General features: G+C 55.0%; 19 protein-coding genes. 6 read left to right on the forward strand and 13 right to left on the reverse strand.

Annotated features, from left to right (window positions below):
- Positions 1 to 55 precede the first annotated feature (55 nt).
- Genes J1785_RS23015 through J1785_RS23025 form a run of 3 tightly spaced genes read left to right on the forward strand, consistent with a single transcriptional unit; the run spans position 56 to position 1,782 of the window.
- Entirely contained in the window at positions 56 to 727 is a 672-nt protein-coding gene (locus J1785_RS23015) for a CsgG/HfaB family protein (protein ID WP_015696171.1), read from the forward strand.
- A gap of 18 nt (positions 728 to 745) precedes the next feature.
- Positions 746 to 1,123, forward strand: a complete 378-nt coding sequence (locus tag J1785_RS23020; RefSeq protein WP_129992262.1) for a DUF4810 domain-containing protein — start codon at positions 746 to 748, stop codon at positions 1,121 to 1,123.
- Positions 1,120 to 1,782, forward strand: coding sequence for a DUF799 domain-containing protein (locus tag J1785_RS23025; RefSeq protein ID WP_217220845.1), 663 nt, complete (start codon positions 1,120 to 1,122; stop codon positions 1,780 to 1,782). Before J1785_RS23020 ends, J1785_RS23025 begins: the two co-directional genes overlap by 4 nt.
- A gap of 485 nt (positions 1,783 to 2,267) precedes the next feature.
- Here J1785_RS23025 and J1785_RS23030 read toward each other — a convergent pair whose 3' ends face one another.
- The 3 genes from J1785_RS23030 to J1785_RS23040 are packed head-to-tail and all read right to left on the reverse strand — an operon-like array spanning position 2,268 to position 4,122.
- Complete coding sequence (locus tag J1785_RS23030) at positions 2,268 to 2,813, reverse strand: 1,2-dihydroxy-3-keto-5-methylthiopentene dioxygenase (protein ID WP_129955053.1); 546 nt, start codon at positions 2,811 to 2,813, stop codon at positions 2,268 to 2,270.
- A gap of 11 nt (positions 2,814 to 2,824) precedes the next feature.
- The gene (gene mtnC, locus J1785_RS23035; RefSeq protein WP_129955052.1) at positions 2,825 to 3,511 is read right to left on the reverse strand and encodes an acireductone synthase; all 687 of its coding nucleotides are present in this window, start codon (positions 3,509 to 3,511) and stop codon (positions 2,825 to 2,827) included.
- On the reverse strand, positions 3,508 to 4,122 hold the full coding sequence (locus tag J1785_RS23040; protein WP_129992260.1) for a methylthioribulose 1-phosphate dehydratase: 615 nt from the start codon (positions 4,120 to 4,122) through the stop codon (positions 3,508 to 3,510). The genes mtnC and J1785_RS23040 overlap by 4 nt, the downstream gene beginning before the upstream one ends.
- A 207-nt stretch (positions 4,123 to 4,329) precedes the next feature.
- On the opposite strand from J1785_RS23040, the gene J1785_RS23045 reads away from it, so the two are divergent.
- Both J1785_RS23045 and J1785_RS23050 read left to right on the forward strand, forming a co-directional pair.
- Complete coding sequence (locus J1785_RS23045; RefSeq protein WP_129955050.1) at positions 4,330 to 5,490, forward strand: pyridoxal phosphate-dependent aminotransferase; 1,161 nt, start codon at positions 4,330 to 4,332, stop codon at positions 5,488 to 5,490.
- Positions 5,478 to 6,251, forward strand: coding sequence for an amidohydrolase (locus tag J1785_RS23050; protein ID WP_129955049.1), 774 nt, complete (start codon positions 5,478 to 5,480; stop codon positions 6,249 to 6,251). The genes J1785_RS23045 and J1785_RS23050 overlap by 13 nt, the downstream gene beginning before the upstream one ends.
- A gap of 98 nt (positions 6,252 to 6,349) precedes the next feature.
- Here J1785_RS23050 and J1785_RS23055 read toward each other — a convergent pair whose 3' ends face one another.
- Positions 6,350 to 6,856 (reverse strand): DUF1993 domain-containing protein, encoded by a 507-nt coding sequence (locus J1785_RS23055; protein WP_217220846.1) that lies wholly within the window; start codon positions 6,854 to 6,856, stop codon positions 6,350 to 6,352.
- Positions 6,857 to 7,079: 223 nt separating this feature from the next.
- On the opposite strand from J1785_RS23055, the gene J1785_RS23060 reads away from it, so the two are divergent.
- Complete coding sequence (locus tag J1785_RS23060) at positions 7,080 to 8,348, forward strand: glutamine amidotransferase-related protein (protein ID WP_217137901.1); 1,269 nt, start codon at positions 7,080 to 7,082, stop codon at positions 8,346 to 8,348.
- Positions 8,349 to 8,360: 12 nt separating this feature from the next.
- Here J1785_RS23060 and uraH read toward each other — a convergent pair whose 3' ends face one another.
- The 9 genes from uraH to J1785_RS23105 form a co-directional block, all read right to left on the reverse strand.
- Complete coding sequence (uraH, locus tag J1785_RS23065; RefSeq protein ID WP_129955046.1) at positions 8,361 to 8,711, reverse strand: hydroxyisourate hydrolase; 351 nt, start codon at positions 8,709 to 8,711, stop codon at positions 8,361 to 8,363.
- Entirely contained in the window at positions 8,708 to 9,205 is a 498-nt protein-coding gene (gene uraD / locus J1785_RS23070) for a 2-oxo-4-hydroxy-4-carboxy-5-ureidoimidazoline decarboxylase (protein WP_217157924.1), read from the reverse strand. The genes uraH and uraD overlap by 4 nt, the downstream gene beginning before the upstream one ends.
- Positions 9,202 to 10,476 (reverse strand): allantoate amidohydrolase, encoded by a 1,275-nt coding sequence (hpxK, locus tag J1785_RS23075; RefSeq protein ID WP_217220847.1) that lies wholly within the window; start codon positions 10,474 to 10,476, stop codon positions 9,202 to 9,204. The genes uraD and hpxK overlap by 4 nt, the downstream gene beginning before the upstream one ends.
- Complete coding sequence (locus J1785_RS23080; RefSeq protein WP_129992257.1) at positions 10,476 to 11,714, reverse strand: pyridoxal-phosphate-dependent aminotransferase family protein; 1,239 nt, start codon at positions 11,712 to 11,714, stop codon at positions 10,476 to 10,478. The genes hpxK and J1785_RS23080 overlap by 1 nt, the downstream gene beginning before the upstream one ends.
- A gap of 18 nt (positions 11,715 to 11,732) precedes the next feature.
- Entirely contained in the window at positions 11,733 to 12,485 is a 753-nt protein-coding gene (locus tag J1785_RS23085) for an amino acid ABC transporter ATP-binding protein (RefSeq protein WP_129955042.1), read from the reverse strand.
- The gene (locus J1785_RS23090) at positions 12,485 to 13,138 is read right to left on the reverse strand and encodes an amino acid ABC transporter permease (protein ID WP_165383764.1); all 654 of its coding nucleotides are present in this window, start codon (positions 13,136 to 13,138) and stop codon (positions 12,485 to 12,487) included. Before J1785_RS23090 ends, J1785_RS23085 begins: the two co-directional genes overlap by 1 nt.
- Positions 13,138 to 13,803: an amino acid ABC transporter permease gene (locus J1785_RS23095; RefSeq protein WP_217220854.1), complete on the reverse strand. Its 666-nt coding sequence runs from the start codon at positions 13,801 to 13,803 to the stop codon at positions 13,138 to 13,140. The genes J1785_RS23090 and J1785_RS23095 overlap by 1 nt, the downstream gene beginning before the upstream one ends.
- Before the next feature lie 23 nt (positions 13,804 to 13,826).
- Entirely contained in the window at positions 13,827 to 14,618 is a 792-nt protein-coding gene (locus J1785_RS23100; RefSeq protein ID WP_129955040.1) for a transporter substrate-binding domain-containing protein, read from the reverse strand.
- 258 nt (positions 14,619 to 14,876) lie between these two features.
- Complete coding sequence (locus tag J1785_RS23105) at positions 14,877 to 15,716, reverse strand: MurR/RpiR family transcriptional regulator (RefSeq protein WP_129955039.1); 840 nt, start codon at positions 15,714 to 15,716, stop codon at positions 14,877 to 14,879.
- Positions 15,717 to 15,741: the final 25 nt, after the last annotated feature.

The following is a 15,741-nucleotide window of genomic DNA, read 5'->3' on the forward strand; positions in this document are numbered from 1 at the left end:
GGAACGGGCAGCTATTACCCGTTAATAAGACGTTAAATGGACAAGGAATAGTAACATGAGGAAATCAGTTTTCGTTTTGTCGGCAATTATTGCGGCAGGCACATTATCAGGGTGCGCAACAGAATCATCACGCACGGTAGAAGTTCAGAAAGTGGCTTCTTATAACACGCAATATAATGGTCCGCGCAGCCCGATTTCTGTCGGTAAATTCGATAACCGCTCCAGTTATATGAGTGGCATTTTCTCCGATGGTGTCGATCGTCTGGGCAATCAGTCTAAAACCATTCTGGTCACTGACCTGCAACAAACGGGTCGCTTCAATGTATTAGACCGCACGAATATGGCGGAAATTAAAGAAGAAGCGGGTATCAAAGGCCAGGCACAAACTCTGAAAGGCGCGAACTATGTCATCACCGGCGATGTCACTGAGTTTGGCCGCAAAGAAGTCGGCGATAACCAGCTGTGGGGCATCCTGGGACGCGGCAAGCAACAAATCGCTTACGCTAAAGTCAGCCTGAATGTCGTTAATGTACAGACCTCAGAAGTGGTGTACTCCTCACAAGGTGCGGGCGAATATTCCCTGTCTAACCGCGAAATTATTGGTTTCGGCGGCACCGCCAGTTATGACTCAACCTTAAACGGTAAAGTGCTGGATTTAGCTATCCGCGAAGCGGTGAATAATCTGGTCAATGGAATCGAAAGCGGCGCATGGCGTCCGGCTAATTAATAATACGGATATTATAAAATGACAATATGTAAAAACCAAAGCGCCGTGATAAAGGGTGGCCTTATTACCTTGACGTTATTATTAGCGGGCTGTGCAAAGCAGGCGGATAAGTCACTTTATAATTGGGACAAATACCAGTCTACGGTATACCAGTATTATCAGGGTGACAAAGTGGGTCCTGAAGAACAAATCGCGTCATTAAAAGAATCGATTGAAAAATCCCGCGCCACCAATAAAGCCGTACCACCTGGCCTGCACGCGCAACTGGGATTGCTTTATGCCAATACGGGCCACACCGACCTGGCATTTCAGGAATTCAATACTGAGAAAAGTTTATTTCCGGAGTCAGCAACCTATATGGATTTCCTGCTGAAAAATAAAGGGAGTGTTAAATGAAACGTTTATTCCTGCTGACCGGCGTAGTGCTGACGTTACTGCTGACGGGTTGTGCGAAAAAAGCGTCCTACGATTACACCGCGTTTAAAGAGAGCAAACCGAGATCGATTCTGGTGCTCCCGCCGGTGAACCATTCTCCGGATGTGAATGCCAGTCACAGCATGCTTTCTACCGTCACCGCACCGCTGGCTGAAGACGGCTTCTATGTCTTCCCGGTGGCCGTCGTTGAGGAAACTTTCAAGCAGAACGGCATAACCGGTGCGGAAGATATTCGTGCCGTCAGCGCCGCCAAACTGCGTGAAATTTTCGGTGCGGATGCCGCGCTTTACATTGATATAACCCGCTACGGCAGCACTTACATGGTGGTTTCCAGCGAAACCCGTGTGACCGCTAATGCCAAACTGGTGGATTTACGCAATGGCAAAGTGTTGTGGACCGGTAACGCCACCGCTTCTGACAGCGAAAATGACAACAACAATAACGGTGGGATCATCGGCATATTGGTTCAGGCTGCCGTGAAGCAAATCTCCAGCACGATTTCCGACAAAGGTCATGATATCGCCGGGCTCACCAGCGACCGTCTGCTGAGTGCATCTCAGACCGATGGCCTGCTGTATGGCCCGCGCTCACCGAATTACGCTAAGCAGGCAATGCGATAAAGGCCTAAAGAAAGCCGCCCCTTACGAGACGGCTTTCTGGCTTACTTGCCCGATGCGTCAATTGTTACAGAGAGAGAATTATTGGAGATACTCCAACTTCCTTTGCCCTGAAACATTGCCGCTCCGGTGACAACGATAAAGATACAGATGTACCGTTTCATTGTGCGGTCCTTGCAAAGACCGCTTCACGTCAACACCACCGGTGATATCTCCGTGAAAACAAGCGCTGGGTTGCGCCTGCGTTGACGGTCATTGGACATCCTTTTCTGAAACCGGTGCCCGTTTGCTAAGACGGCGTAAAGGGCCGCCATAATCATACACTTGTTGTCGACCAACTTGACAAAATTGTTCAGAAAGCAGACTATGTTGTGGCTGGGTTGCGCTTGCGTTACATCAGTAACGAAGCCCGCTGGAAAGGCCGCTAACCTGACCAGCACAAAAAAACCACCTTCTGGTGGTTTTTTTGTTTCTGCAGTACGCAAATCTTATTCACCCATTCTCGGGTACGCATCGGCAATCTTATCGCCGGTAAAATGCGCCACCCACCCTTCGGGATTATCGAAAACGCGGATTGCCGTGAACGACGGAGAGCCGCCCATATCAAACCAGTGGCGGGTGTTGGCCGGTACGGAAATCAGATCGTTTTTCTCGCACAGGATCTGGAAAATCTTGCCGTTCAGGTGCAGACAAAACAGCCCTGCGCCTTCGACGAAGAAACGCACTTCGTCTTCACCGTGCGTATGTTCGGAAAGGAATTTAGTGCGCAGCACCTCGCGTTGCTCGTTGTCCGGACGCATGCTGATCACGTCCCAGCTCTGATACCCCTTCTCTTCGACCAGTTTGTCGATTTCATGCTGATAAGCGGCAATCACGTCCTGCGGCTGCGGGTTTGCGCCTAAATCGCGGTCAGCCTGCCAGCGTTCGAAACGTACATCAATTTTGCTCAGTTCGGCGGCGATCGCGTCTCCGTCTCGGCTTTCCCACAACGGTGCGGAAGGATCCTGGTCACTAAAAATCGTTAATGCACTCATGGTCAACCCTCTTATAAGAATGTTTCTAAGGCTATCTGATCAAAACGATTAACCTGCAGATGATCGCTGAGTTCATCAGCGTCATCGCGGATCAGCTGACAGGTATTCCAGCCCGCTAAACGCGCGGCGTCCAGCTCCTGACGAATGTCCGATAAAAACAGTAAATCCTGCGGCGGCAAGATCAGTTGTTCAGCGATGTTCTGATACGATTCCGTTTCACGCTTGGCACCGACGCGGGTATCGAAATATCTGCTGAACAGCGGCGTTAAATCACCGGCATCACTGTAGCCAAACAATAACTTTTGCGCGTCTACCGAACCTGAGGAATACACGCAAAGTTGCAGCCCCTCCGCTTTCCACGCTTCCAGCTGCGGCGCGACATCGGCATACAGATGTCCGCGAAAATCACCGTTTTCATAGCCGGTACGCCAGATGATGCCCTGCAATACTTTCAGCGACGTCGATTTCACGTCGTTATCCATATACGTAAAGAGCTGTTCGATCAGCGCCTCGACGCTGGCCTGTGGCCGGTCGATTTCAGCGCGTAAAGCGTCCAGGGCAGCGGCGACGTCCGGCTGTTCATGCTCATGGCGCAGGAAGTCGGCGAGACGCTGCCGGGCATAGGGGAATAACACCTGGTGTACAAAACGGATATCCGTGGTGGTGCCTTCAATATCAGTGACAATAGCGCGGATCATTTAGCCTCCAGCAGGCGACGTTGCAGTTCACACTGGAATAAAAACTCCAGCCCCTCCAGATGGCGGCGCGCTTCGGCCACATCCCGCCCCCAGCACGTCAGCCCATGGCCACGCAGCAAAAAACCATACTGCAACGGCGTGTGCTCCGCTGACGTCATGATCTTCTGCGCCAGCGCAGCAATATCCTGGCTGTTGTCGAAAATCGGGATCACCACCTGATCAAGGTGCGAGGTCTGGCCGCTGAGCGATTTCTGCATCTCATAACCTTCCAGCACCAGCGCACCACTGCGTTCTGCCCGGGATAACACCGTCGAATTGACCGAATGGGTATGCAGCACCGCACCTGTTTCAGGATAGCGGGAATACAGCATGGTGTGCAGCCCGGTTTCCGCTGAAGGACGACGTCCGCCGGGTGCCAGGCCACTGTCGAGTTCCACCCGCAGGAAATCTTCTGCGGTCAGTGATCCCTTGTCTTTTCCCGATTCAGTGATCAGGCAATGGGCATCGCCTTCGCGCACGGACATATTGCCGCCCGTCGCCGGGCTCCAGCCCTTCTGTCCAATCCAGTGACAGGCCGCCAGCAGCGCGCCCAGTTGCAAATTCTCTGTCATCGTATTCCTGAAAAGCTGTGGGTTGAGGGACGAAGTTCGGGATGAAACTGACGATATATTCAATGTTATGCGGCTTAGACCGAATTGGCATTTAGCCATCTAAGCGTCTCGATTGCCAAATATTAACATCGTGTTATATTGTGAGCAACATCGCTATTTGCACACCTGACGCCTGTCAGGTCAACGGTCCAGGAGTACTGACCCGCCATGAGCACAGCAGCACTGATCCCCGAAAGTAAACTTCCTGCTTTAGGCACTACCATTTTTACCCAAATGAGTGCGCTGGCGCAGAAACACAATGCCATTAACCTGTCGCAGGGTTTCCCTGATTTCGACGGCCCCGAATACCTGAAAAACCGTCTGGCTTATCACGTCAGCCAGGGCGCGAACCAGTACGCCCCGATGACCGGCACGGCACAGCTGCGTGAGGCAATTGCCACCAAAACCGAACAGATTTACGGCTATGCACCGGATGCCACCACCGACATCACCATCACGGCGGGTGCGACAGAATCGCTGTATATCGCCATCACCGCGCTGGTATCGGAAGGTGACGAAGTGATTGCTTTCGATCCGAGCTATGACTGCTATGCTCCGGCGGTAGAACTGGCGGGCGGCGTAATGAAACGTATTCAGTTGCAGCCACCGGAATTCAAAGTTAACTGGGCGGAATTCGCGGATCACATCACTGATCGCACAAAGCTTGTGATCATCAACACGCCGCATAATCCGTCGGCCACCGTCTGGAGCCACAGCGACATTGAGCAGCTCTGGCAGAGCATTGCGGATAAGCACATTTTCGTGCTGAGCGATGAAGTGTATGAGCACATCTGTTTTGCGCCGGAAGGTCACGCCAGTGTGCTGCGTCATCCGGAACTGCGTCAGCGCGCCATTGCAGTCTCGTCGTTCGGTAAGACGTATCACATGACCGGCTGGCGTGTGGGCTATTGCGTGGCACCGGCGATAATCAGCGCTGAACTGCGCAAGGTTCACCAGTACCTCACCTTCTCCATCACCACGCCGGTTCAGCTGGCGCTGGCGGATATGCTGCGTGAAGCGCCGGAACACTGGCAGGAATTACCGGCCTTTTATCAGGCTAAACGTGACCGTCTCGCGCAGGGGCTGGCTAACAGCCGTCTGAAGGTCTTGCCGGGTCAGGGCACCTATTTCCTGCTGGCCGATTACAGTGACGTTTCCGATTTAGATGATGTTGCATTCTGCCACTGGCTGACTGAACATGCCGGTGTGGCGGCCATTCCGATGTCGGTTTTCTGCGCCGCGCCTTTCCCACATAAACTGATCCGGCTGTGCTTCGCCAAACAGGAAGCTACACTGGACGCGGCTTCGGAGCGCCTGTGTCAACTTTAAAACTGTCCGTATTGCAACAGCCACTGGTGTGGCTGGACGGCGAGGCTAACCTCGCACACTTCGACGGCCTGCTCGGTGCACTGACCGCACGCGACCTGATTGTCTTGCCGGAAATGTTCACCACCGGTTTCGCCATGCAGGCACCGGGCAGCGCATTGCCTGAATCGCGTGTCGTGCAATGGCTGCAACAGTGGGCGAAACAGCTCGGTGCAATGATCGGAGGCAGCGTGGCATTGAGCACCACGGAAGGCGCAGTGAATCGTTTTCTGCTGGTCGAACCGCAGGGTAAAGTGCATTTTTACGATAAACGCCACCTGTTCCGTATGGCGGGTGAACACAATTATTATGTGCCGGGAAAACGTCGTGAAATCGTGGAATGGCGCGGCTGGCGTATTCTGCCGCAAGTCTGCTATGACCTGCGTTTCCCGGTGTATTCACGCAACCGGCAGGATTACGATCTGGCACTTTACGTCGCCAACTGGCCGGCACCGCGCAGCCGCCACTGGCAGACATTGCTTGCCGCCCGTGCGATTGAAAATCAGGCTTATGTTGCCGGTTGCAACCGTGTCGGCCACGATGACAACGGCCATTACTACAGCGGTGACAGCCTGATTTTTAATCCGCAGGGTGAAGAACTGGCGCGTGCTGAGCCGGGCTCAGCGATGATTATCGATGCCGAGTTGTCGCTTGAAGCGCTACAGGATTACCGCGAAACCTTCCCGGCCTGGCGTGATGCCGATACTTTTTTGCTTCATGATTAAGAAGGTTTAGCGCTTAAACAGCCTTCACAAACAAATGCCCCGGACGTCTCTGCCGGGGCATTTTTACTTTATACCGTTCTGTTGGGTGGCCGCCGCGGTTAATTTCCGCCGATAAAGTCCGCTTTACCGATATTCACGCCCAGATGGCGCAGAATGTTATACGCCGTGGTGATATGGAAATAGAAGTTAGGTATGGCAAATACTGTCACGTAGCTGTGTGCAGTAAATTTCATTTCACGGTTTTTGCCTTTCACCACGATCTCACGGGATTCATCGCCTTCCAGTTGCTGTGCGTCCACGCTTTCGATAAAACGCAGTGTGTTGGCGATACGTTCCTGCAATTGGGCAAACGTCACTTCGTTGTCTTCCATCGCCGGCGCGGTAATACCAGCCAGACGGGCAACCGCGCCTTTCGACATATCACTGGTGATCTGCACCTGACGCGCCAGCGGATACATATCTTCTGCCAGACGGGTATTCAGGACTTCTTCTTCTGATTTGCCGTTTTCCTTTGCCCATGCCTCGCCCTTTTCCAGTAATGCTGAAAGATTCTGTAAACCACGAACAAACTGTGCCGCTGTACTGCCATAAAGCGATGCTGACATGATGCTTCCTCAGTGAATAACGGGTTAGAACAACTTAGAACAACCGGCGCTACCTTAGCGCGTTCCGGTCTGAACAGCGTGACGTTTTATAGCAGTGAAGGATGGCGGAACGTCAGGTTTGCGACGTGCGCCGCTCTTTTTGTCAGCGCATGTAAAAACAACCCCGGGTGGATCAATTCTTGCATTTCCTACTCCCGCAAAAACATCTGACAGAGGACCCCTGATGACCATCACCTTTATTGCACACTCCACGCCCGAACCCGCGTTGTACGGCGCGATGGCAGCGATACTTGCTGAGCTACGCGCTTTGCCGCTGTGTCATTTTCCCGTCAGTCATGATGCGCAACGTTACCCGAATGCGCGCCAGCACGTGACGGCGCAGGGACAGGCAATAACCAGCGGGCTGGTGTGGCTGGAGCGCCTGACCGGGCGTGATGCGGGTGAGGAATCCGGCATTGAATCCCTGATTTATCGGGCACTTAAAGAAGATATCGTCGTGCCCTTGCGTGAACCGTTATCCGCAGAGTTGAACGCATTCATTACAGCACAGGGCATTGAAACTGAATCATTAACCGTGGTGCGCAATCAGGATAAATTCCAGCTGGAAGACTGCATCACCGGCAAAATTCGCAGTAACGGCTGGGGACGCGATGCCTTTGGCCGCTGGGCATTAGGTTCGGTTTCACAGCCGGTCATGCGGGCAGGAAAAACCCTGCGCGTGGCACTGGTGGGGGATTTTAGCGAGCAGCGCGACAGTTATCCGGCAATGCTCGCTGCACTGGGAGACGCCGCCGATGCACTGGCAATGAACATTGATGTTGTCTATGTGACATCCACGTTATTGGGCAGCCAGCTTGATTGCACACTGGCTGACGTCGACGGCATTATCTTCCCGGGCGCAACGATCACCCGCAGCGATGCGCAGGCCGGACCGCTGGCAACCGCCACCTGGGCACTGGAAAACCAGACCCCGGTGTTAGGGATTAATCAGGGCATGCATCAGATGATCACTGCGCTGGGGCAGAAAGTGCTCGGACAGGAACGTGTAGTCATGCACGGGCCGTCAACGCTCGGCAGCCTGCAAACCGGTTTACCGCTGGCCGAACACACCCAGCCCCGTCTGGGAAATCACCCGGTCATCACCCGCCGCGGCACCCTGCTGGCCAATAAAACGGGCAATGAATTTTTGCTGCGCTACAACCAGCGCCGCTATCTGAATCCGCATTTACTGGCGGAGCTTGAAAGCGCGGGGCTGAACGTTTCAGGGTATGACGAAAGTGGTGAACAGGCGCAGGCTGTTGAGCTGAACAATCATCCGTTCTTTATAGGCGTTCAGGGGCAACCGGAGCTGACGTCACGACGCGAGCGGCCCAATCCGCTGCTGATGGCGTTTCTGCAACAGGTGCGTCAGTGCAACCGTGACCGCGATGTCAGTCACGCTGCACTGACCAAAAGCGTGCGTTTAAAACATCCGCACAGGCTGATGGGCTGACGACGACGCCGTCTAACTACCGCGATAGGTGGAGCAGGAATAAGGACTGATCAGGAGCGGCAGATGGTAATGATCCTGTTCACCGGCGATCACCACATCAATGATCGCCGAGTGATAAAGCGTCTCACGACCGGTGGCGGCAAAATACGCGCCGATATCCGCACACAAGCGGTAATGCCCTGAGGCGACCGGTTCCGGTGTTAATTTTGCGGCACGACCATCGGCATCCGTTTGGGTTTCGCTGACAAGCGTGATGTTGTGCCCTTCCACCCTTTCCAGCCAGACGCGCACATTGGCCGCAGGCTGCCCTGACGACGTATCGAGAATATGGGTGGTGACTTTCGTTTTAGAAACAGAGGTCATGACTGAAATATCTCCTTTAAACGCAGCAAGGTAATTTCTTTGAGTTGTTGCGCCGTTTCGCGATCTTCATCGTCCGGTAAATTCTGTAGCCGCCGTTGCAGATTATCCAGAATCTGCTCTGCGCTGCGCCCTTTGGCGCGGATCAAAAATACCCGTCCGAAGCGCTGCTCATAACGCAGATTACCGTCATGCAACGCATCAGTCACTGCCTGCTGGCTGATATTGAGCGTCGCCTGTTCGCCACGGGAAAGCTGCGCTTCTTTGCCGGTGCCGCTGGCCCGTTCACCGATGCGCGGATGCGCAGACAGCGCGCGGGCAATGTCTTCCTGCGTCCAGTTGTCACAGGCCGCTTCGGCACAGCGCAGCACATCTTCCACAGAAGAATAAGGCCGCGCCTCACTGACCGTTTTCGCCCAGGCCGGAATACTGACCAGCGGGCGCAACAGGGAAACGGCTTCGGTTTCGGATAACGCATTGAACGCTTCCGGTGTCATAAATGTCCCTCACCAAAACTCAGCACAGTATTAATATATGCCTGCACCGCGAATGCCACGTCACCGGAGGTAACAGACTCATCGGGATGATGGCTGATGCCGTCTTTGCAGCGCACAAATAACATGCCGACCGGCCAGCATTCGGCGATAGCAATCGCGTCGTGCCCTGCGCCGCTTGGCAGCGACATCGCCTGTCCCTGCAAATGTAAAACGCTCTGGCTGAGACGATGCTGTAAACCGGCGTGACATTCCGTCGCGCTGATGCTGTAAAACTGTTCGCAGGCAAACGTCAGCCCGCGACGTACAGCGATATCACGGCCCTTCGCCAGCAGCGTTTCCAGCAGTGCCGATAAATCATCATCACGCGGTCCACGCACATCCAGCGACAATTTCACCTGCCCCGGAATGACATTCACCGCGCCCGGCAGACATTCCAGCGTACCCACGGTTGCCACCGTATTGCGACCGGTGGCGGTGGTGATGCTTTCGATGGCCAGTGTCCATTCGGCTGCCGCAGTCAGCGCGTCCTGACGCTGCCCCATTGGTACGGTGCCGGCATGACCCGCATGACCGGTGAATTCACAATTAAGGCGACGCGCGCCATTAATCGCCGTGACCACGCCGAGCGGCACGTCCGCCGTTTGCAGGCACGGGCCCTGCTCAATATGCAATTCCAGATAGGCGCAAAAATCGCTGACCGCACGCTGTGATGCGCCGATATTCAGCGGATCCAGCCCGACGTGACGCATCGCCTGAGCAACCGTAATACCCTGCGCGTCCTGACGTTCCAGCCAGTCGGCGGGCCAGGTGCCGGTCAGTCCGCGACTGCCAAGCAGCGTGATGCCAAAACGTGTGCCCTCCTCATCGCAGAACCCGACGATTTCCACCGCCATCGGCAAACGGATGGCGTTCTGATGCAAATGCGCCACCACTTCCAGCGCGGTCAGCACGCCGAGCGGGCCGTCATAACGGCCGGCATTACGCACGCTGTCAAGATGTGATCCCAACAAAATGGCCGGTGCCGACGCATCCAGCCCTTCATAACGCCCGCAGATATTGCCGACGCTGTCCTGCCAGACGCGCATCCCGGCGGCGCTCATCCATTCGCCCACCAGACGATTGGCTTGCAAATGCTCCGGCGAAAGATACACGCGGGTCAGTTGCCCCGGCGTTTCGCTGATGGCGGCCAGTGCGTCGCAACGCGCCATCACCCTTTCAGCGGCAAGCTTTGCGCTTTCTGAAACCGCAGCCAGCGTAAAGGCTTCAGCCATTACTGACCTCCCGCGTAATGATCCCAGGCGGCCTGCGCCCCTGCGCCGTATTTCGACGCAAAGCCCAGACGGTTAAGCACCGCTTCCAGTGCCACCAGCGTCTGCAGCACACAGTCTTTACGGGCGTTGTAGCCCATGGTGCCGATGCGCCAGATTTTCCCGGCCAGCGGGCCAAATGACGTACCGATTTCAATGCCGAAGTCATTAAGCATGATCTGGCGAACCTGTTCGCCATGAACGCCCGGCGGAATGACCACGCCGAGCACGTTGCTCATGCGGTTATTCAGGTCACCGAACACTTCCAGTCCCATGCCCTGAATGCCGGCCAGTAATGCGCCACCGTGCAACTTGTGGCGTGCGATACCGGTATCCAGCCCCTCTTCCAGAATAATGCGTGCGCATTCGCGGGCTGCGAACAACATGCTGGTGGCTTCGGTATGGTGATTCAGACGCTCCGGCCCCCAGTAATCCATGATCATGCCCAGATCGAAATAGTTGGAGTAAATCATCTCTTCGTCACCGTCAGCATGATCCGCCGTACGGATGCCCTGCTCGACGCATTTACGGCGGCGGATTTGTTCTTCAAAGCGCGGGCTGATGGTGACCGGTGAGCTGCCTGACGGGCCGCCGAGGCATTTTTGCAAACCGGCAGAAACGGCGTCCAGCCCCCAGGCATCGGTTTCCAGCGGGTTACCACCAAAGGACGCCGTGGCATCGGAGTAGAACAGGACGCCGTGACGGCGGCAGATTTCCCCCAGTTGCTCCAGAGGCTGCAACATGGTGGTGGAGGTGTCGCCCTGCACGGTCAGCAGCCAGCGCGGTTTCACCGATTTAATCGCATCTTCGATTTGCTGCGGGTCAAACACTTCGCCCCACGGCGCTTCGAGGGTGTGCACTTCGGCGCGGCAGCGGCGGGCAATCTCGCACAGCAAATGACCGAAGCGGCCAAATACCGGCACCAGCACTTTGTCGCCCGGACGGATACCGGAAAGCAGCACGGCTTCAATACCGGCGCGTGAGGTGCCGTCGATCAGGAACGTCCACTGATTGTCGGTTTTATACAGCGCACGGTACAGCGCCATAACTTCGTTCATGTAGCCGGTCATCACCGGATCATATTGCCCGACCAGCTGGCTCGCCATCGCCCGCAGCACGCGCGGATCGGCATTGATGGGTCCCGGCCCCATCAGCAGACGGGTTGGCGGGTTGATTTGTCCGGGAGAGATGAAATCTGACATAGTTAATCCTTTACAATGTTAGCTTGCTGCAGCCTCATTTAAGCCGCGTACGGATGCGATAAATTGTCTCAGCTCGGGGGTTTGCGGATTGGCAAACAACGTCCGGCTTTCGCCCTGTTCCCACACGGTGCCCTGATGCATAAACACCACGCGGTCGCCCACTTCACGGGCAAAATTCATTTCGTGCGTCACCAGTACCAGCGTCATGCCTTCTTTCGCCAGTTGCTCGAGCACTTTCAATACTTCGCCGACTAATTCCGGATCCAGCGCTGAGGTGATTTCATCACACAACAGCACTTTCGGGTTCATGGCCAGCGCACGCGCAATCGCCACGCGTTGCTGCTGACCGCCGGAAAGGCTGGATGGGTAATAATCCATGCGATCCGCGAGGCCCACTTTCGCCAGCATCTGTGCGGCCAGTTCACGGCACTCAGCGGCAGATTTTTTCAGCACCCGGCGTGGTGCCAGCATGACGTTTTCCAGCGCGGTCATGTGCGGGAAAAGATTAAAACTCTGGAACACCATGCCCACGGAACGGCTGATATCACGCGCCTGGGAATCGCGGTCGGTAATGGTCATTCCGCCCAGTTTAATGCTGCCTTCCTGATAACCTTCGAGCCCGTTCATGCAGCGCAACAACGTGCTTTTCCCTGAACCGCTGCGACCGATGATCGAAATCACTTCGCCGCTGTCGATATCCAGATCCACGCCTTTCAGTACGTGGTTCTGGCCGTAAAATTTCTGAACCTGATTGATGGTGATCAGCGGCATTACTGTTTCTCTCCACGCAATGATTTTTCTAAATGCTGGCTGTAACGGGACAGCGGATAGCACATCAGGAAGTAGCCCAGCGCCACTAATCCAAACACTTTGAACGGCTGATACGTCACGTTATTGAGCATGGTTCCGGCTTTGGTCAGTTCGACAAAACCGATAATCGAAGCCAGCGCGGTACCTTTCACCACCTGCACGGAAAATCCGACGGTCGGCGCGATGGCAATGCGCAGCGCCTGTGGGGTGATGACGCGCCATAGCGTCTGGCCAAAATTCAGGCCGAGACAGCGCGACGCTTCCCACTGGCCTTTCGGCAACGCGGCAATACTGCCGCTCCAGATATCCACCAGATAAGCGCTGGTATACAGCGTCAGCGCCAGCGCGGCAGCAGTCCACGGGCTGACGTTGATCCCGAACAGACCCAGCCCGAAGAAAGCCAGGAACAACTGCATCAGCAACGGCGTGCCCTGAAACAGCTCGGCATAAAGACGCACAAACCTTCCGGGCCAGCGGCGTTTGGTGAGACGCAGTAGCAGCAACGGCAACGTCACCAGCGTGCCGCCAATAAAGGCAGTCAGCGACAGCAACAATGTCCAGCGCGCCGCCAGCAGGAGATTGCGCACAATGTCCCAGTCGGTGAAGGTCATCATCAGTTTTCACTCCCAAAGACACGGCGTCCGGCCAGCAGCAGCAACTGACGCATTGCGACGGACAGCATCAAATAGAACAATGTGGTGACCAGATACACTTCAAAACTGAGGAATGTACGCGACTGAATTAAGTTGGCGGCAAACGTCAGTTCTTCATAGGACACCTGCGAGACCACAGAAGACCCGAGCATCACGATAATGCACTGGCTGACCAGCGACGGATAAATGCGTTTCAGCGACGGCGGCAGCACGATACGCAGGAACGTCTGGCTGCGGGTTAATCCCAGCACACGTCCGGCTTCCCACTGGCCTTTCGGCGTCACCTGAATACCGGCGCGGATAATCTCCGTGCTGTACGCACCGAGGTTAATCAGCATCGCCAGCAGCGCCGCTTCACCGGCGGTCATTTTCAGGCCGATAGCCGGCAGGCCAAAGACAATGAAAAATAACTGCACCACAAACGGCGTATTACGGATGGCTTCGACATACACGCCCCATACCGCACGCAGGGTTTTGTGGTTGCCGCAGCGGATGGCCGCGCCGCAAATGCCGATTGCGACACCGCCAACCGTTGCCATTACCGTCAGCTCAATGGTGGTCCATAAACCGGCCAGCAGTTCCGGCATATAAGGCCATAGCGCGCTAAAGTTAAGCTGATAGGTCATGAAACATCTCCGTCAAACCCTGATTACGCGCCGATGGAAGCAGGCAGCGGTGCCTTCATCCATTTTTCAGACAGCGTATTCAGCGTCTTGTCTTTGATGCCTTCGGCGATCAGTGCATTCACTTTGTCTTTCAGCGCAGGTTCGTCTTTACGCAGACCCACGTAGCACGGCGAATCTTTGAGCATCACTTTGGAAACCGGTGCCTTGGCCGGATTCATGCGGGCAATGGCTGCCACCACCAGGTTACCGGTGGCGATGTATTCCACCTGACCGGACAGGTATGCAGACAGCGTAGTGTTGTTGTCTTCATAGCGCTGAATTTTGGCATCTTTCGGCGCCACGTCTGTCAGTGCCAGATCTTCCACTGCACCACGGGTCACGCCGATGGTTTTACCGGACAGCGCTTTCAGGTCGGAAAGTTTGTCCCCCTGCGCACCAAACACGCCGAGGAAGAACGGTGCGTAGGCATTGCTGAAATCGATGACTTTTTCGCGCTCAGGATTTTTACCCAGGCTTGAAATCACCAGATCGACTTTATCCGTTTGCAGATAAGGTACGCGGTTGGCGCTGGTGACCGGCACCAGTTGCAACTTAAGTTTCATCTTATCGGCCAGATAATGTGCCATATCGATGTCATACCCTTCCGGCTGCAAGTCCTTGCTCACCGAACCAAACGGCGGGAAATCCTGAGGAACGGCCACGCGCAGTACGCCGCGTTTCTGAATATCCTGTAACTGATCGGCCATGACGGCAGATGCCTGAAGCACCAACATTGCCGCACCTGCCCACATCAACAGCCGTTTGTTCATGTTCATAGATTATCTCCGGTGAAAGGTTTTTGAAACGATAGATTCTTATATTTATAACTCTGCAACGAATGTGCCAAAACCAGCACAGCGAAAAAAATGCGGACAAAATCAAGGTGCCACAAGGAATTAGAAAACGGAGGATGCGATCAGGAGGGATTTTTTTGCCCTGAACCAGGGCAAAAGGACTGAAAAGAAGACCATCATGACGCACTAAAAATGTGCAAAAGCACCAGAAAAGCGCTCAGTTTGTTCTGCAAACGGGAATCAGCGCTGCTCAAGCTCATCCAGATCGTTATACAAATCGCTTATCTGATGAATGCGCTGCCGGCCTGAGGTGAGCATCTCGTGCAGCAATGCGTTGCTGAGTAAATTCGCCAGACTCATGGCGGAAGAATAGCTGTCAAACGCCGATACGCTGTCGAGAGGCGCGGCCAGATGCCAGGTTGCCAGTGGGATCAGCGTCTGGGCCTGCGGCTCGCAGATCAACAACACCGGCACGCCCATCGTCTGTAATTGCGTGAGAACTGCCTTCGCCATGCGCGGCCTGCGGCGGAAGGCGACGAAAATCACCACATCCTGCACAGTCAGATCCACCAGTTCTTCAGCCAGCGTCTGGCCCGGTTGCGGCATCATCATCACGCCAGTGCGTACCTGAATCAGTTGCTGACGCAAATGCAGCGCCACCGGATAACTGTTGCGAAAGCCCAGCAGGCGCACCTGCCGCGCCTGACTGAGGGCGGCGATCAGCGCGCCAAACTGTACGCCATCAATCTGATTAATCCACTGCGTCAGGTTGGCCATTTCCTGCTTATAATGCCGCGATAACAAAGTGTTGCCCTGCACCGCATCGCGACTGTCCGTCAGCGGCATACCGCTCTGGCGCAGGGTGCGCATTTCATCGCGCATGTCACGGTAACTCGGATATCCCAGGCGCTTGAACAGCCGGCTGACCGTGGCTTTCGACACGCCGCTCAGCCGTGCCAGTTCGGCGCTGTTATAACTCATCAGGTCGTCAATACTGGCAAAAATAAAGTCGGCCACCCGCTGTTCCTGCGGCGTCAGTTCTGCGTAATGGTCACGCAGACGTTCATCAATCTGTTTCATCCCCGTCCCTTTTGTAACCAATGTT

This window comes from Rahnella perminowiae (assembly GCF_019049755.1).
GTDB lineage: Bacteria > Pseudomonadota > Gammaproteobacteria > Enterobacterales > Enterobacteriaceae > Rahnella > Rahnella perminowiae.

Excerpts from the sequence above, each read along its gene's own strand:
- J1785_RS23015 (WP_015696171.1), top strand. The coding sequence starts at position 56 with ATGAGGAAATCAGTTTTCGTTTTGTCGGCAATTATTGCGGCAGGCACA.
- J1785_RS23020 (WP_129992262.1), top strand. The coding sequence starts at position 746 with ATGACAATATGTAAAAACCAAAGCGCCGTGATAAAGGGTGGCCTTATT.
- J1785_RS23025 (WP_217220845.1), top strand. The coding sequence starts at position 1,120 with ATGAAACGTTTATTCCTGCTGACCGGCGTAGTGCTGACGTTACTGCTG.
- J1785_RS23030 (WP_129955053.1), bottom strand. The coding sequence starts at position 2,813 with ATGAGTGCATTAACGATTTTTAGTGACCAGGATCCTTCCGCACCGTTG.
- mtnC (WP_129955052.1), bottom strand. The coding sequence starts at position 3,511 with ATGATCCGCGCTATTGTCACTGATATTGAAGGCACCACCACGGATATC.
- J1785_RS23040 (WP_129992260.1), bottom strand. The coding sequence starts at position 4,122 with ATGACAGAGAATTTGCAACTGGGCGCGCTGCTGGCGGCCTGTCACTGG.
- J1785_RS23045 (WP_129955050.1), top strand. The coding sequence starts at position 4,330 with ATGAGCACAGCAGCACTGATCCCCGAAAGTAAACTTCCTGCTTTAGGC.
- J1785_RS23055 (WP_217220846.1), bottom strand. The coding sequence starts at position 6,856 with ATGTCAGCATCGCTTTATGGCAGTACAGCGGCACAGTTTGTTCGTGGT.
- J1785_RS23060 (WP_217137901.1), top strand. The coding sequence starts at position 7,080 with ATGACCATCACCTTTATTGCACACTCCACGCCCGAACCCGCGTTGTAC.
- uraH (WP_129955046.1), bottom strand. The coding sequence starts at position 8,711 with ATGACCTCTGTTTCTAAAACGAAAGTCACCACCCATATTCTCGATACG.
- uraD (WP_217157924.1), bottom strand. The coding sequence starts at position 9,205 with ATGACACCGGAAGCGTTCAATGCGTTATCCGAAACCGAAGCCGTTTCC.
- hpxK (WP_217220847.1), bottom strand. The coding sequence starts at position 10,476 with ATGGCTGAAGCCTTTACGCTGGCTGCGGTTTCAGAAAGCGCAAAGCTT.
- J1785_RS23080 (WP_129992257.1), bottom strand. The coding sequence starts at position 11,714 with ATGTCAGATTTCATCTCTCCCGGACAAATCAACCCGCCAACCCGTCTG.
- J1785_RS23085 (WP_129955042.1), bottom strand. The coding sequence starts at position 12,485 with ATGCCGCTGATCACCATCAATCAGGTTCAGAAATTTTACGGCCAGAAC.
- J1785_RS23090 (WP_165383764.1), bottom strand. The coding sequence starts at position 13,138 with ATGATGACCTTCACCGACTGGGACATTGTGCGCAATCTCCTGCTGGCG.
- J1785_RS23095 (WP_217220854.1), bottom strand. The coding sequence starts at position 13,803 with ATGACCTATCAGCTTAACTTTAGCGCGCTATGGCCTTATATGCCGGAA.
- J1785_RS23100 (WP_129955040.1), bottom strand. The coding sequence starts at position 14,618 with ATGAACATGAACAAACGGCTGTTGATGTGGGCAGGTGCGGCAATGTTG.
- J1785_RS23105 (WP_129955039.1), bottom strand. The coding sequence starts at position 15,716 with ATGAAACAGATTGATGAACGTCTGCGTGACCATTACGCAGAACTGACG.